At 72.1% G+C, this 14,134-nt stretch carries 13 protein-coding genes; 9 read left to right on the forward strand and 4 right to left on the reverse strand.

Annotated elements, in window-relative coordinates; translation table 11 throughout:
• A partial coding sequence (locus ASC64_RS03145; RefSeq protein WP_235563496.1) for a FlgD immunoglobulin-like domain containing protein occupies positions 1-837 on the reverse strand: 837 nt, incomplete at its 3' end.
• A gap of 219 nt (positions 838-1,056) precedes the next feature.
• Between ASC64_RS03145 and ASC64_RS03150 the strand changes: the two genes are divergently transcribed.
• A complete protein-coding gene (locus tag ASC64_RS03150; protein WP_056906027.1) occupies positions 1,057-1,683 on the forward strand; it encodes a hypothetical protein in 627 nt (208 codons plus the stop codon).
• 6 nt (positions 1,684-1,689) lie between these two features.
• Here the strand turns inward: ASC64_RS03150 and ASC64_RS03155 are convergent, their stop codons facing one another.
• The 3 genes from ASC64_RS03155 to ASC64_RS03165 form a co-directional block, all read right to left on the reverse strand.
• A complete protein-coding gene (locus ASC64_RS03155; protein WP_056906028.1) occupies positions 1,690-2,787 on the reverse strand; it encodes an acyltransferase family protein in 1,098 nt (365 codons plus the stop codon).
• Positions 2,788-2,895: 108 nt separating this feature from the next.
• The gene (locus tag ASC64_RS03160) at positions 2,896-3,123 is read right to left on the reverse strand and encodes a hypothetical protein (RefSeq protein ID WP_056906029.1); all 228 of its coding nucleotides are present in this window, start codon (positions 3,121-3,123) and stop codon (positions 2,896-2,898) included.
• Positions 3,124-3,309: 186 nt separating this feature from the next.
• Complete coding sequence (locus tag ASC64_RS03165) at positions 3,310-4,893, reverse strand: dolichyl-phosphate-mannose--protein mannosyltransferase (RefSeq protein WP_056906030.1); 1,584 nt, start codon at positions 4,891-4,893, stop codon at positions 3,310-3,312.
• Positions 4,894-4,947: 54 nt separating this feature from the next.
• Here ASC64_RS03165 and rsmI point away from each other — a divergent pair, with 54 nt between their 5' ends.
• The 8 genes from rsmI to ASC64_RS03205 all read left to right on the forward strand — a co-directional run bounded on the left by rsmI (position 4,948) and on the right by ASC64_RS03205 (position 14,051).
• Positions 4,948-5,778 (forward strand): 16S rRNA (cytidine(1402)-2'-O)-methyltransferase, encoded by an 831-nt coding sequence (rsmI, locus tag ASC64_RS03170; protein ID WP_056906031.1) that lies wholly within the window; start codon positions 4,948-4,950, stop codon positions 5,776-5,778.
• On the forward strand, positions 5,765-6,685 hold the full coding sequence (locus ASC64_RS03175; RefSeq protein ID WP_056906032.1) for a TatD family hydrolase: 921 nt from the start codon (positions 5,765-5,767) through the stop codon (positions 6,683-6,685). The genes rsmI and ASC64_RS03175 overlap by 14 nt, the downstream gene beginning before the upstream one ends.
• A gap of 242 nt (positions 6,686-6,927) precedes the next feature.
• The gene (locus ASC64_RS23065) at positions 6,928-8,070 is read left to right on the forward strand and encodes a transglycosylase family protein (RefSeq protein WP_308195186.1); all 1,143 of its coding nucleotides are present in this window, start codon (positions 6,928-6,930) and stop codon (positions 8,068-8,070) included.
• 149 nt (positions 8,071-8,219) lie between these two features.
• Positions 8,220-9,089, forward strand: a complete 870-nt coding sequence (gene rsmA, locus ASC64_RS03185; protein WP_056906034.1) for a 16S rRNA (adenine(1518)-N(6)/adenine(1519)-N(6))-dimethyltransferase RsmA — start codon at positions 8,220-8,222, stop codon at positions 9,087-9,089.
• Positions 9,086-9,970 carry a 4-(cytidine 5'-diphospho)-2-C-methyl-D-erythritol kinase gene (locus tag ASC64_RS03190; RefSeq protein WP_056906035.1) on the forward strand — a complete coding sequence of 295 codons (885 nt, stop codon included), beginning with the start codon at positions 9,086-9,088 and terminating at the stop codon, positions 9,968-9,970. The genes rsmA and ASC64_RS03190 overlap by 4 nt, the downstream gene beginning before the upstream one ends.
• 106 nt (positions 9,971-10,076) lie before the next feature.
• Positions 10,077-10,574, forward strand: coding sequence for a hypothetical protein (locus tag ASC64_RS03195; protein WP_056906036.1), 498 nt, complete (start codon positions 10,077-10,079; stop codon positions 10,572-10,574).
• A gap of 53 nt (positions 10,575-10,627) precedes the next feature.
• Positions 10,628-12,178, forward strand: coding sequence for a flotillin family protein (locus ASC64_RS03200; RefSeq protein ID WP_200937443.1), 1,551 nt, complete (start codon positions 10,628-10,630; stop codon positions 12,176-12,178).
• 64 nt (positions 12,179-12,242) lie between these two features.
• On the forward strand, positions 12,243-14,051 hold the full coding sequence (locus ASC64_RS03205; protein ID WP_056906037.1) for an ABC-F family ATP-binding cassette domain-containing protein: 1,809 nt from the start codon (positions 12,243-12,245) through the stop codon (positions 14,049-14,051).
• The last annotated feature ends 83 nt before the right edge of the window (positions 14,052-14,134 follow it).

Raw genomic sequence — 14,134 nt, forward strand, 5'->3', positions numbered from 1 at the left:
GTATGACGATGCCCAGGTGTCCGGGCTGGTCCGGTAGGACGTGATCGGCTCCGGCGCGGTCACTGCCGGCGCCACCGCATCCACCACTGTCACCGGCACTGCGCGGGTGGTCCCGACCTGTGGAGACCCGAGGGGATCGTTCCAGGACAGCTGTGCCCAGACCCTTCGCGGCCCTGCTCCGCACTCATCGATCAGCAGGTCCGCTCGGAAGATCCCGTCCGCGCCGGCGGACGCGGGACCGCTGTCCACGCAGTAGTCGTACGGAGCCGTTGCGCCGGCGCGGAAGCTCACGCCTGCGACGGGCAGGTTCCGTGGCGGGTCGATGGCGAGCGACACGGTTCCCGACAGCTCGGCGTCATCACCCACGCCGATGATGTCCGGCTTGCCGCGACGGTCGATTCCGGACGACAAGGTGACGACGGAGCTACTCGCATCGCTCGCAGTGGCGGCGATGTCGATGGTGTAGGCGCCGTCATCCACCGGTTGACCAGCCGAGTCGCGGAAATCCCATGCGTGGTGGCGATATCCGGGCGGCATCGAGACGCTCGAGAGCATCGTGCGCACCGCCTCACCGGTCGCATCTCGAACGGTGACGGTCACGTTCGCGGCACGGTTGAGGTAGAAGTCGTAGCCGATTGACTCATCAGTATCGGAGAGGACCGGATACACGTAGCGCGATGGAGTGGTGAGGCTGACCTGCATCGGCGGTTCTGCCGCGGAGCTGACGGTGAGGGTGCCCACCATCACCAAGAGGGCCGTGAGAACGACGTGAAGCGACCGCGTCCTCCGCACGAGTGAAAGGTGTCCGCGCGCCAAGGACTGCTGTCGTTCCCCCATGGCGAGGGATGCTAGGGCTGGCCTTCACGGTGGATGTGAGTTTTGACATCATCTGCGAGAAGACTTGAGACCCGCGCCGCCGCGCCCGTCTCGGGCGTCGAGCGCCCGTCGATCCCCCGTCTGGTATGCCGGGCGGCCTCAAGATGGCACGTGTCCTCGTGAAGCCGGTCCTGTCGTGCTGACGGTAGCCGCACGGCGCATGCCGCTACCGTCAGCGACGTGAGCGACCTCCAGCGCATCTTCGTCATCACGGAGCAGGCGGGCGGCGCCGAGCTCGCCGCGCTCCGCGCCCGGCTGGGGCGCAGCGTGGTCGTGCTGACGGCGCCGACGGCCGAGGCCAGGCGCGTGGTCGAGGGCCTGGGCGCGGGCCCGGGTGGGCACGAGACCGTCCCGGAGGTCCTGCTCGCGCCGGTGCGCTTCCCAGGCGTCGACCGCGGGCACCGCCTCGACGACCTCGTCCGCCGGCACGCCGTGGCGGACCGCTGGCGCGACATCGTGGTGGTGGCCGACCCGGCCACGGTGACGCTGCTCCTGCGCGTGCTCGCCCCCGACCAGCTGCCGACCGCCGGCCCGGTCACCGAGGTGGGACTGCCGCGCGGCACCCGTCCGGTGCCGCTCGCTCGCGCCCTGGTCGGAGGTGCCGCCCTCGCCCTGGTGGCGGGCCTGCTGGGCGCCGTCGTACCGGTGTGGGTGCTGCCGCTGCTCGTCGTCGTCGCCGGCCTGGCCCTCCTCGTCGTGCCAGGCAACCGGCACCACGGGCAGACGCTGCTCATCGCCGCCGGCGTGGCCGTCCTGCTGGGCGCCCTGGCGGTCGCCGGGTCGTCCCGGTTCCCCGGCGCCTGGTGAGGGCCGTCAGCCGACGGGTAGCGGTCGGCGACGCAGCAGGGCACGGGCTGCGCGCTGGCTCGGCTGCTCGACGAGCCGGTACGACACGTGGGCCGCGGCGAGTGAGGTGACGATCGCGAGCAGGGTGGCCGCCGAGCTCGGCACGTCGAGGCGGTGCAGGACGCCGAGGGTGGCGAAGCCGACCGGCATGTGGAGCAGGTAGAGCGAGTAGCTGATGTCGCCCAGGCGCGCGAAGGGGCGGGCCGCCCGGGACGGCGACCACCACAGCATGCCGACGAAGACGACCAGGGCCGTCAGGTAGGCGTAGACCGGCTCGCCCGCCGTGCCGGCCTTGCCCAGCAGGAAGCCCGGCGAGTAGACCTCCTGGAAGACCGCGACGAGGACTCCGACCACGGCCGCGAGGCCGATGCCGGGTGCGGGTGCGGTGAGTCGGGCGTGGACCAGGTAGATGCAGCGACCGACCAGCAGCACCCCGACGAGCATGAGGATGCCCGCTGCCTCGCGGGTCGGCGGAAGGCCGAAGGCCGACTCCACGACGAGCCAGCAGGCGAGGGCCCAGGCCACGGCCATCGTGCCCGTCGAGGCGAGCGGGCGGGTGCGCTGGACGGCGATCGCGGCGAGCACCATGGCGTAGAACAGCATCTCGCTCGCCAGGGTCCAGGTCACCGAGAGGACGTGGGTGCCCGGGGTCAGGAAGTCGACCAGCAGCAGCGACTGCACCCACCGGCTCGGCGTTCCTCCGGGGAAGACCGGCATGGGGACGCCCAGGGCCGGCATCAGGTGCATGAGCGACCACAGGACGGCGAGCGCGAGGGCGAGCGGCGGGAAGATCCGCAGCACCCGCTTGGTGACGAAGCTCGTGCCCGTCTCCGACAGGGAGGCATGGGTCACGATGTAGCCGCTGATCAGGAAGAACAGCACGACGCCGAGGTAGCCGCCGTCCTGGTGCACGTGCAACGGCTCGGCGACCGCCGTGCGCCAGAGGTCCTGGATGGCCGAGGTCTCGCCGACGGTGAACAGCCAGTACGCACTCAGGTGGGCCCACACGACGAGCAGCGCTGCCACTCCGCGCAGGACGTGGATGAAGGAGATCTGGCCGCGCACGCGGGTCAGGGTAGTGGCGTGGTCCAGGTCCGGCCCGATCGCCGAGAGACCCCGCCCGGGCTGGATCGGGCGGGGTCACGTGGTGGGGTGGCGCTCAGGCCACGGGGGTCAGCCCTTGCGCGGGCCGAAGAGGAGGGTGCCGACCGGGCCGCGCGGCTTGGGCAGCGGCGGGGCGACGAACCAGGACGGCGTGTAGCCGCCACCGCGGTTGAAGCCCTCGTGGAACACGTAGTTGAGACCGCACTCGCAGACCCAGCGGGTTCCGACCTCGAAGTCGGCTCCGGCATCCGGAGCACCCTCGGTCTCCCTGCAGATGTGCAGCAACGTCGAGCTCATCGCGACCCTCCCCAGGGGTTCGTGTCAGTGCCACCGGCGGCGGCTGGTGACCATCGTGGGGCCCGCCTGGCCCGAATGCACTAGGCGACGCGGAATTTCGGGTCATCTTGACGGAATCTGTGACATCCGGACCGGCTGGCCGCTACGTGGTCTGGGCCGGCGCCGCGGACCTCGGGTGACCGCGGGTCAGATCCAGCGACGGAACCAGATCCGCGCGTCCCACTCCGACTTGGTGAGCAGGGCGTCGGTCCAGATCGGCCAGAACCACGCGAAGGCGATCACGGCCAGCACGGTGTAGCTCCCCGCCACGACCACCCCGAACGTGCGCCGGGGACCGGGCAGGTCGGAGGTGCCGATCAGGTGACCCATGGCGAGGACGACCGAGAGCACGAGGAAGGGCAGGCTGGCGATCGCGTAGAAGAAGAAGATCGGCCGGTCGTCGTAGAGGAACCACGGCAGCCACGTGGTCGCCAGGCCGACGACCGCGACGCCGTGCCGCCAGTCGCGCGCACCGATCCACAGCAGCAGCGAGGCGACCATCGCCAGGCACCCGCCCCACCACACGACGGGGTTGCCGAGCAGCAGGATCTGGCGGATGCAGGTCGACCCGGTGGGGGCGCCGCACCCCTGCGCGCCGGGCTGGATGTCGGTCTGCGCGTCGACGCCCACCGGCCGCCCCATCACCAGCCAGGTCGACGGCTTGGAGGCGTAGACGTGCGTCGAGTCGTTGAGGAAGTGGCTGTGGAACGTGTAGACGTCGTGGTGGTAGTACCAGAGCGAGCGGAGCGACTGGGTGACCTCGCCGAGGCCCTCCGCGTCCGGCTCGCTCGCCGTCGGCCACGGCTTTCCGCCGTCGTACGTCGTGTACTGGGTGTTGCTGAAGGCCTGCTCGTAGGCGTCGGCGTGCATCAGCCAGCCGGTCCACGACGCGACGTAGGTGACCAGCGCGACGCCGACGAGCGCGAGGAACGCCGGCACGCCGTCCAGGACGATCGAGCGCAGCAGCGGCCGGCGCTGGCCGAACGCGCGACGCGCCCCGGCGCTCCACAGCCAGGCAAGCACGCCGAAGGCGGCCAGCGCGTAGACGGCCGACCACTTGGTGCCGCAGGCCAGGCCGAAGCTCAGCCCGCCGAGGAGCAACCACGGGCGCCACAGGCCGAACAGGCGGGGACGACGTGCTCCGGCGGCCAGGCGGTCGCGCAGCCACTGCCGGTCGGCGACGACGCAGTGCACGCCGCAGAGGATGAAGAAGGCCAGGAAGATGTCGAGCAGCGCCAGCCGCGAGAGCACGAGCTGGAGGCCGTCGATCGACAGCAGCAGGCCCGCCACGAGCCCGAGCACGGTGGAGCCCGTGACGCGCCGGACGAAGCGGCACATCAGGAGCACCATCACGGACCCGACGACGGCGGAGGCCATCCGCCAGCCGGCGGGATCCATCCCGAAGACCTTGATGCCGGCGGCGATCAGCCACTTGCCGACCTCCGGGTGCACGATCATCGACGGACCGTCCTGCCAGAGGTCCATGACGTTGCCGTTGAGGATCGTCTTGTCGGCGTCCTCGACGTAGGCCCGCACGTAGCCGAAGTTCAGCAGGGACCAGGCGTCCTTGGCGTAGTAGGTCTCGTCGAAGGAGAACTGGTGGGGCGTGCCCAGGTGCCAACGGCGCAGGAAGAAGGCCAGGCTCGCCAGGCAGATCGCGCCCACCCAGCCCAGGAGCGGGTCCTCCGACTTCCAGCGCGGGCGATTCCGCTCGGCGGCAGTCTGGGTCACGCGGGCACTCTAGCCAGACCGCGGGGCCGGACACGGGCCTGACATGATCGGGCCATGGCAGGCGTCCTGGTCCTCGCGGGCACCCCGATCGGTCAGGCGGGCGACGCCCCGCCGCGCCTGGCCGCCGAGCTCTCCGGCGCCGACGTGGTCGCCGCCGAGGACACCCGGCGGCTCAAGCGGCTGTGCGCCGACCTCGGGATCACCCTGTCGGGACGGGTCGTCTCCTACTTCGAGGGCAACGAGCAGGCCCGCACGCCGGTGCTCCTGGAGGCCCTGCTCGCCGGCGAGCGCGTCGTCCTGGTCACCGACGCGGGGATGCCCAGCGTGTCCGACCCCGGCTACCGGCTCGTCGCCGCGGCCGTGGAGAACGACGTCCGCGTGACCGCGGTGCCGGGCCCGAGTGCGGTGCTGACCGCGCTGGCGGTGAGTGGGCTCCCGGTCGACCGCTTCTGCTTCGAGGGCTTCCTACCGCGCAAGGCCGGTGAGCGGGGCCGTCGCCTGGCCGCGCTGGCCACCGAGGAGCGCACGATGGTCTTCTTCGAGGCGCCGCACCGGACCCAGGCGGCGCTGGCCGCGATGGCCGACGCGCTCGGCGAGGACCGTCCTGCCGCGGTGTGCCGCGAGCTGACCAAGACGCACGAGGAGGTACGCCGCGGTCCGCTGGGGTCGCTGGTGGCCTGGGCCGAGGACGGCGTGCGTGGCGAGGTGACGATCGTCGTCGAGGGGTCGAGCGGTGCGCCCGCCGTGGCCACCGACCCCGGCTCGCTGCGTGCCGCGGTCGCCGAGCTCGAGGCCTCGGGCTCGACGAAGAAGGAGGCGATCGTCGAGGTCGCCAGGCGCGCCGGGCTGCCCAAGCGGGAGGTGTACGACGTTGTCCACCGCTGAGCCGGGGGAGGGGCCGACCCGCTCGCGGGCGGCCACCGAGGAGGTCTCGGGTGCCCGCCGCGACCGGGCACGGCCGCCCGCACCGGAACCGCTCCCGCACCCGGTCGTGGACAACCACTGCCACCTCGACATCGCGGACGGCGACTGGACGACGACCGAGGACGCCCTCGCGGCCGCGGCCGCTGTCGGGGTGCCGCGGATCGTCCAGATCGGCTGCGACCTGCCGGGTGCGCGATGGGCCGTCACGGCCGCGGCAGAGCACGACGCGCTCGTGGCCGGGGTCGCCCTGCACCCCAACGAGGCGCCCCGGCTCGCGGCCACCGGCGACCTCGACCAGGCGATCGAGGAGATCGAGCGGCTCGCCGCCGCCCACGACAAGGTGCGCGCCGTCGGCGAGACCGGGCTCGACCGCTTCCGGCACGCCCAGAGCGGGACCGGCGACGAGGGCTGGGCGGCGCAGGAGGAGAGCTTCCGCCGCCACATCGACCTCGCCAAGCGGCTCGACAAGACGCTCGTCATCCACGACCGCGACGCCCACGACGACGTGCTGCGCATCCTCGACGACGAGGGCGCGCCGCAGCGCTGGGTGATGCACTGCTTCTCCGGCGACGACGCCTTCGCCCGCCGCTGCCTCGACCGTGGGGCGTACCTCAGCTTCGCCGGCACGGTGACCTTCAAGAACGCCGCGCCCCTGCGCGACGCGCTGGCGATCACGCCGCTCGACCGGGTCCTGGTGGAGACCGACGCGCCCTACCTGACTCCGACCCCCTACCGCGGCCGGCCCAACGCGTCCTACCTCGTCCCGCTCACCATGAGGGCGATGGCCGAGGTGCGGCAGGCCGACCTGGAGGAGCTCTGCCGGGCCGTCGACGCCACCACCGAGACCGCCTTCGGAGGCACCTGGTAGCCCGTCCCGTGACCGGAGTCTCGGGCAATTTTCGGCGTTCGAGTTTGCGTCAGGGGTCGGTTTCGTTATCGTCTTGTGATTGTTGGCCGGGATCGGGAGCGATATCCGGCAGCACCTGGAGCCGGATCGGGCCGGCTCTGCGAGACCCCCGCTCGCAACTCGTACGCCCTCACTGGGTGCTGCGCGCCGCACGTGGGGTGTGCTGCCGCCCGAGGCCCGGGTAGTACGACGTTCGGAGAATCGTGCGCTCTCGTCTCGCGCAGCTCAGCAGGTCCGCCCTCCACTCACGAGCAGTCCTGGCGACCCTCGTGGGTGTCATCGCAGCGGCCGTCGCAGGCACGACGGTCGGCTACGCAGCACTCAGCAAGGACGTGACCCTCAGCCTCGACGGCAGGACCACGCACGTGAGCGCCATCGGCGACACGGTCGGCGACGTCCTCTCGGCGGAGGGCATCGAGGTCACCGACAAGGACCTCGTGGCCCCCGCGATGGACGAGACCGTCTCCGACGGCACCGCGATCGCCGTGCAGTTCGGCCGCCCGCTCGAGCTGTCCGTCGACGGCGACTCGAAGACCTACTGGGTGAACTCGACCAACGTCGCGAGCGCGCTCGGCGAGATCGGCCGCCGCTTCGACGGCGCCGACCTGTCCGCCAGCCGCAGCTCCTCGATCGGGCGCAGCGGCCTCGCGCTCAAGGTCGTCACGCCCAAGGTCGTGCGCATCAAGCTCGGCGCGAAGGACCTGCGCACCCGCAAGGTGACCGCCCTGACCGTCGCCGACGTGCTCAAGACGATGGGCTTCGAGGTCGACCGGCACGACAAGGTCACCCCGTCCCTCGGCACCGAGATCACCGACGGCGACAAGGTCGTCGTCACGGACATCCGCCTGGCGACGAAGAAGGTCGCCCGCGAGGTCGTCGACGCGCCGGTCATCCAGCGCGAGGACGCCAGCATGACCAAGGGCGACGAGGAGGTCGTCCAGGCCGGCAAGGACGGCGTCCGTAGGGTCACCTACCGGCTGCGCTTCGTCAACGGCGAGCTCGTGACGCGCAAGATCGTCCGGGCCTCCTCGCTGGTCAAGGCCGTCCCGACGATCGTCAAGGTCGGCACCAAGGAGGAGCCCACCTCCAACTTCGCCGGCGGCAACACCGTGTGGGACGCGCTGGCGCAGTGCGAGTCCGGCGGCAACTGGGCGATCAACACCGGCAACGGCTACTACGGCGGCCTCCAGTTCAACGTCGGCACCTGGCGCGCCTACGGCGGCACCGGCCTGCCGAGCCAGGCCTCCCGCGAGACCCAGATCGCCATCGCGACCAAGCTCCGCGACGCCTCCGGCGGCTACGGCGCCTGGCCCGGGTGCGCCGCCAAGCTCGGCCTGCCCCGCTGACCCCTCCGCGGTAGTCCCCTACGTTCTGGCACACCGCCTCGCGGTAGTCCCCTACGTTCTGGCACACCACCGCCAGGTAGTCCCCTACGTTCTGCACCGCCGCACCGTCCAGAACGTAGGGGACTACCCCGGCACTAGGCTTGCCGACCATGACCACGAACCCGGCCGGCCCGAGGCTCCTCGGGCCGGCCGAGGTGCGTCGGCTCGCCGCCGAGCTCGACCTGCGCCCGACCAAGCAGCGCGGCCAGAACTTCGTCATCGACGCCAACACCGTGCGCCGGATCGTCCGCGAGTCCGGCATCGGGCCGGACGACGTCGTCGTCGAGGTCGGCCCCGGCCTCGGCTCACTGACGCTGGCCCTGCTCGAGGTCGCCCGGCGCGTCATCGCCATCGAGGTCGACCCGCTGCTCGCCGAGCGGCTGCCGGCCACCATCGCGTCGTACGCCCCCGACCAGGCCGACCGCTTCGAGGTGGTGCTCGCCGACGCGATGCGCGTCGAGGAGCTGCCCGGCCCGGCGCCGACCGCGCTCGTGGCCAACCTCCCCTACAACGTCTCGGTGCCGGTGCTGATCCACCTGCTCACGCTGCTGCCCTCGCTGGAGCGGGGGCTGGTGATGGTGCAGGCCGAGGTCGCCGACCGGCTGGCGGCCGGCCCCGGCTCGAAGACCTACGGAGTGCCGAGCGTGAAGGCCGCCTGGTTCGCCGACGTACGTCGTGCCGGTGCGATCGGGCGCAACGTGTTCTGGCCGGCGCCCAACGTCGACTCCGGCCTGGTGGCGTGGACCCGACGCGACCCGCCGCAGACGACCGCCACCCGCCAGGAGGTGTTCGCCGTCGTCGACGCCGCCTTCGCCCAGCGCCGCAAGCAGGTGCGGGCCGCGCTGCGCGGGCTCGCCGGCTCGGCCGAGGCCGCCTCCGCTGCCCTGGAGATCGCCGGTGTCGACCCGACCGCGCGTGGCGAGGTGCTCACCGTCGAGGACTTCGCCCGGATCGCCGAGGGACTGGCGGCGCAGGCATGAGCATCACGGTCCGGGCGGCCGCGAAGATCAACCTGCACCTCGGTGTCGGCCGGGTGCGCGACGACGGCTTCCACCCGCTCGACACGGTCTACCAGGCGATCTCGCTGCACGACGACGTCACGGTGGCCGAGGCCGACGAGGACGAGCTGTCGGTGGCCGGGGCCTCGCACCTCGACCTGGCCGGCGTCCCCACGGACGCCTCCAACATCGCCATGCGCGCCCTGGCTGAGGTGTCCTGCGGGCGCAGGCACCACGTGCGGATCGCCAAGGAGATCCCCGTCGCAGGCGGCATGGCGGGCGGCTCGGCCGACGGCGCCGCCGCCCTCTTGGCGCACGACCGGCTGCACGACCTCGTCCAGCCCGACGACGTGCTGCTCGCGCAGGCGGCCAGGCTCGGCAGCGATGTCCCGTTCTCCCTCGTCGGGGGTACGGCGCGGGGCCGGGGCCGCGGCGAGGTCGTCGAGCCGATCGAGGACCACGGCACGTGGTGGTGGGTCGCCGTCCCCTCCGCCGTCGGCCTGTCCACGCCCGAGGTCTACCGGCACTTCGACCGGCTGCGTCCCGACGCACCGGAGCGGCCTGCCGAGCCGACCGACCTGCTGGTGGCGCTGGCGAGCGGTGAGCCCGTACGCCTGGCCCGCGCCCTCCACAACGACCTCCAGGAGCCGGCGATCGATCTGCGCCCGGAGCTCGGCACGTTGATCGAGCGCGGCGAGGCCGAGGGTGCGCTGCGCGGCCTCGTGTCCGGCTCCGGCCCGACCTGCGTCTTCCTGTGCGACTCCCGCGACGGCGCGATGGCCGTCGTGGCCGGCCTGGCGGCGACGTACGACGTCGTGCTGCCCGCCGTGGGACCGGTGGCGGGGGCGCACGTCCTGGCCTGACCTCCCGCCGGGGCAGACCGGGAGGCATGAACGCACGCGGACGGGGAAGCATGCCGCTATGTTGTGCGCGGCAGTCACGCCGCGAGCAGGACCTGGGGGAGGCATCGTGACCGTGTTCTTGGTGGTGGGCGGCATCGGTGTCGTCCTGCTCCTCGTCGCACTGGTCGTCGGCGACGTCCTCGACGGCGCGTTCGAGGGCCTCAGCGCCGGCTTCTTCTCGACCGAGGCGCTCGCCGGCTTCCTCGGCGCCCTCGGCTTCGGCGGCGCCATCGCCCTGGCCGTGACCGGCTCGACCACGGCGGCGGTCGTCATCGGGCTCGTGCTCGGCGTGCTGCTCGGGTGGCTCGCCGCCCGGGCGTCACGGTTCCTCCACGACGACGGTGGCACCGGCACGGTCCGCACCTCCGACATGGTCGAGAAGATCGGCTCGGTCGTCAGCGCGATCCCCGAGGGCGGGTTCGGCGTCGTGTCGATCAGCGTGGGCGGGCACATCACCCGCCTCAACGCCCGCTCGAGCGTCCCGGTGCCGCCCGGCACGCAGGTCAGCGTCACCCAGGTCATTTCGCCCACGGCCGTCCAGGTCGAACCGCTCTTCCTCCCCTGAACTCCCTGAACTTCCCGAACTCTCTCGAACCCGTCACCTCGCTAGGAGCCCGCATGTTCGGTCTGTCCCCGGTCGTCACGTCAGTGATCGGCCTCGTCGTCCTCCTGGTGCTGCTCGCGCTGCTGGTCACCACGCGCTACAAGGTGGCCGGTCCCAACGAGTCGTTCATCATCACCGGGCGCAAGGGCAAGGGCGAGGTACGCAACCCGGAGACGGGCGAGATCTCCACCGACCTGTCCGGCCAGAAGGTCGTCATGGGCGGCGGCGTGTTCGTCATCCCGTTCGTGCAGCGGCTCGCGACGCTCGACCTGTCCTCGCGCCGCATCTCGGTGCAGATCCGGGGCGCGGTGTCCGGCCAGGGCATCAAGCTCAACCTCGACGGCGTCGCGCTCGTGAAGGTCGGCGGCAACGAGGACTCCATCCGGGCGGCCGGCCAGCGCTTCCTCAGCCAGCAGCAGGAGATCGAGACCTTCACCCAGGAGGTGCTCGCCGGTGCGCTGCGCTCCATCGTCGGCTCGATGTCGGTCGAGCAGATCATCCGTGACCGCGCCGCCTTCGCCCAGCGCGTCGCCGAGGAGTCGGAGTCCTCGCTGACCGGCCAGGGCCTGGTGCTCGACACCTTCCAGATCCAGGACATCACCGATGACGGCTCCTACCTCGCCGACCTCGGGCGTCCCGAGGCCGCCAAGCTCAACCAGCTCGCGTCGATCGCCGAGGCCAACGCCCGCCAGGCGGCCGAGCAGGCACGCATCGCCGCCGAGCAGGAGATCGCGATCACCCAGCGTGCCCTCGCCCTCAAGAGCGCGGAGATCAAGGCCGAGACCGACGCCGCCAACGCCCAGGCGTCGGCCGCCGGCCCGCTGGCGCAGGCCGACCGCGACCAGGCGATCCTGCTCGAGCAGGAGAAGGTCGCCGTGCGGCAGGCCGCGCTCAAGGAGCGCCAGCTCGACACCGAGGTCCGCAAGCCCGCCGACGCCGAGCGCTACCGCGTCGAGACCGAGGCCCAGGGTCGCCGCAACTCCCAGATCCTCGAGGCGGAGGCCCGCAAGGCGGCCTCGATCGCCAACGCCGAGGCCGAGGCCGAGAAGGCCCGCCTCACCGGTGAGGGCGAGAAGTCCCGTCGTTCGGCGCTCGCCGAGGCCGAGGCCATCGAGGGCGCCAAGCGCGGTGAGGCCGAGAAGGCCCGCCGTGTCGCCGAGGCCGACGCGACCCGGGCCGAGGGTGAGGCGTCGGCCGCCGCCATCCTGGCCGCCGGCCAGGCCGAGGCGGAGGCGATGGACAAGAAGGCCGCCGCGTTCGCGGGCTACAACGAGGCCGCGGTCCTGCAGATGCTCATCGAGGTGATGCCCAAGGTGGCCGCCGAGCTCGCGCGCCCGATGGCCGGGATCGACAAGCTGACGGTCATCTCGGCCGACGGCGCCGGCGAGCTGCCCCGCCAGGTCACCAACAACTTCGTCCAGACGATGGAGCTGCTGAAGTCCACCACCGGCCTCGACGTGGAGCAGCTGATCCAGAAGTACGCCGGCACCAACGGCTCCACGCCCACCCGCGCGGAGGTCGTTCCTGCCGCGTCGACGGACGCCGACCCGCAGCCGACCGCCTGACCGCACCCGCACGGCGTACGCCGCCACGGCCGGGCTGGGGCGCACCTGAGAGGATCGCCCGGTCATGGCGAACCTCATCAACCTCGAGCGTGTCTCGAAGTCCTACGGTGTCCGACCGCTGCTCGACAACGTCTCCCTCGGCATCTCGTTGGGGGAGCGGGTCGGCGTCGTCGGACGCAACGGCGACGGCAAGACCACGCTGCTCGAGGTGATGACCGGCATCGAGGAGCCCGACACCGGTCGCGTGTCGCGCACCCGCGGCGTCGAGATCGGCTACCTCCACCAGGGGGACGAGCTCGTCGACAGCCACACCGTGCGCGAGGCGGTGCTCGCCGGCCGGGCCGACCACGAGTGGGCCGCCGACCCCACCACCCGCCAGGTCGTCGAGGAGCTGCTCGCAGGCGTGGCGCTCGACCGTGCCGTCATCGGGCTCTCCGGCGGGGAGCGCCGACGGTGCGCCCTGGCCGCGCTGCTGCTGTCGCGCCACGACCTGGTCGTCCTCGACGAGCCGACCAACCACCTCGACGTCGAGGCGGTCGCCTGGCTCGCCTCGCACCTGGTCACCCTGCCCAGCGCGCTGATCGTGGTGACCCACGACCGCTGGTTCCTCGACGCGGTCTGCCAGACCACCTGGGAGGTCCACGACGGCGCGGTCGACTCCTACGAGGGCGGCTACGCGGCCTTCGTGCTGGCCAAGGCCGAGCGGACGCGCCAGGCGGCCGCGACCGAGACCCGGCGGCAGAACCTCGCCCGCAAGGAGCTCGCGTGGCTGCGGCGCGGCGCCCCCGCGCGTACGTCGAAGCCGAAGTTCCGCATCGACGCCGCCAACGCGCTGATCGACGACGTCCCGCCGCCGCGCGACCGGATGGAGCTCCAGCGCTTCGCCAGCCAGCGGCTCGGCAAGGACGTCATCGACATCGAGGACGTCGACCTCTCCCGCGGCGAGCGCAAGCTGCTCGACCACGCGACCTGGCGGATCGGCCCGGGCGACCGCGTCGGCATCGTCGGCGTCAACGGAGCCGGCAAGACCTCGCTGCTCTCGCTGGTCTCCGGGGCGCTGCTGCCCGACGTGGGTCGCGTCAAGCGGGGTCGGACGGTCGAGATGCAGCACCTCACCCAGGCCCTCGACGAGATCGACCCGCTGGCACGGGTGCTGCCGACCGTCGAGTCGATCCGTCGGGTGACCCGCACGCTCGACGGGCAGGAGATCTCGGCGACGTCGATGCTGGAGCGGTTCGGCTTCACGGGCGACCGCCTGACCGCGCGGCTCGGCGACCTGTCCGGTGGCGAGCGGCGCCGCTTCCAGCTGCTCAAGCTGCTGCTCAGCGAGCCCAACGTGCTGCTGCTCGACGAGCCGACCAACGACCTCGACATCGACACCCTCAACGTCCTCGAGGACTTCCTCGACTCCTGGCCCGGCACGCTGATCGTGGTCTCGCACGACCGCTACTTCCTCGAGCGCGTCACCGACTCGGTCTGGGCGCTGCTCGGCGACGGCCAGGTCTCGATGCTTCCCCGGGGCGTCGACGAGTACCTCGAGCGTCGGGCAGCCGACCACGCCCTCGAGCAGGCCGCCCTCGCGTCGGCCACCGCGGAGCCCGCCGCAGTCGTCCCCGACGCACCGGCCGGCGCCGCGGCGCCCAAGGCGCGAGCCGGCTCGGCCGAGGACCGCGCCGCCCGCAAGGTGCTGGCCCGGGTCGAGAAGCAGCTCGAGCGCATCGCCGTACGCGAGGCGGAGCTGCACGCGGAGATGGAGGCCGACCTCACCGACTACGACCTCCTCGCCCGCGTCGGCGCCCAGCTCGGCGAGCTCGCGGCCGAGAAGGAGGAGCTGGAGCTGGAGTGGCTCGAGGCCTCCGAGGTCGTCGAGTAGGTCCTCGGTGTACGGCTGGTCCGCGCCGATGTCCGGGGACCGCAGCGAGACCGTGGAGCCTGTGAGCCTCCCAGTGACTCGGG

This window comes from Nocardioides sp. Root122, from assembly GCF_001425025.1.
Classification (GTDB): domain Bacteria; phylum Actinomycetota; class Actinomycetes; order Propionibacteriales; family Nocardioidaceae; genus Nocardioides.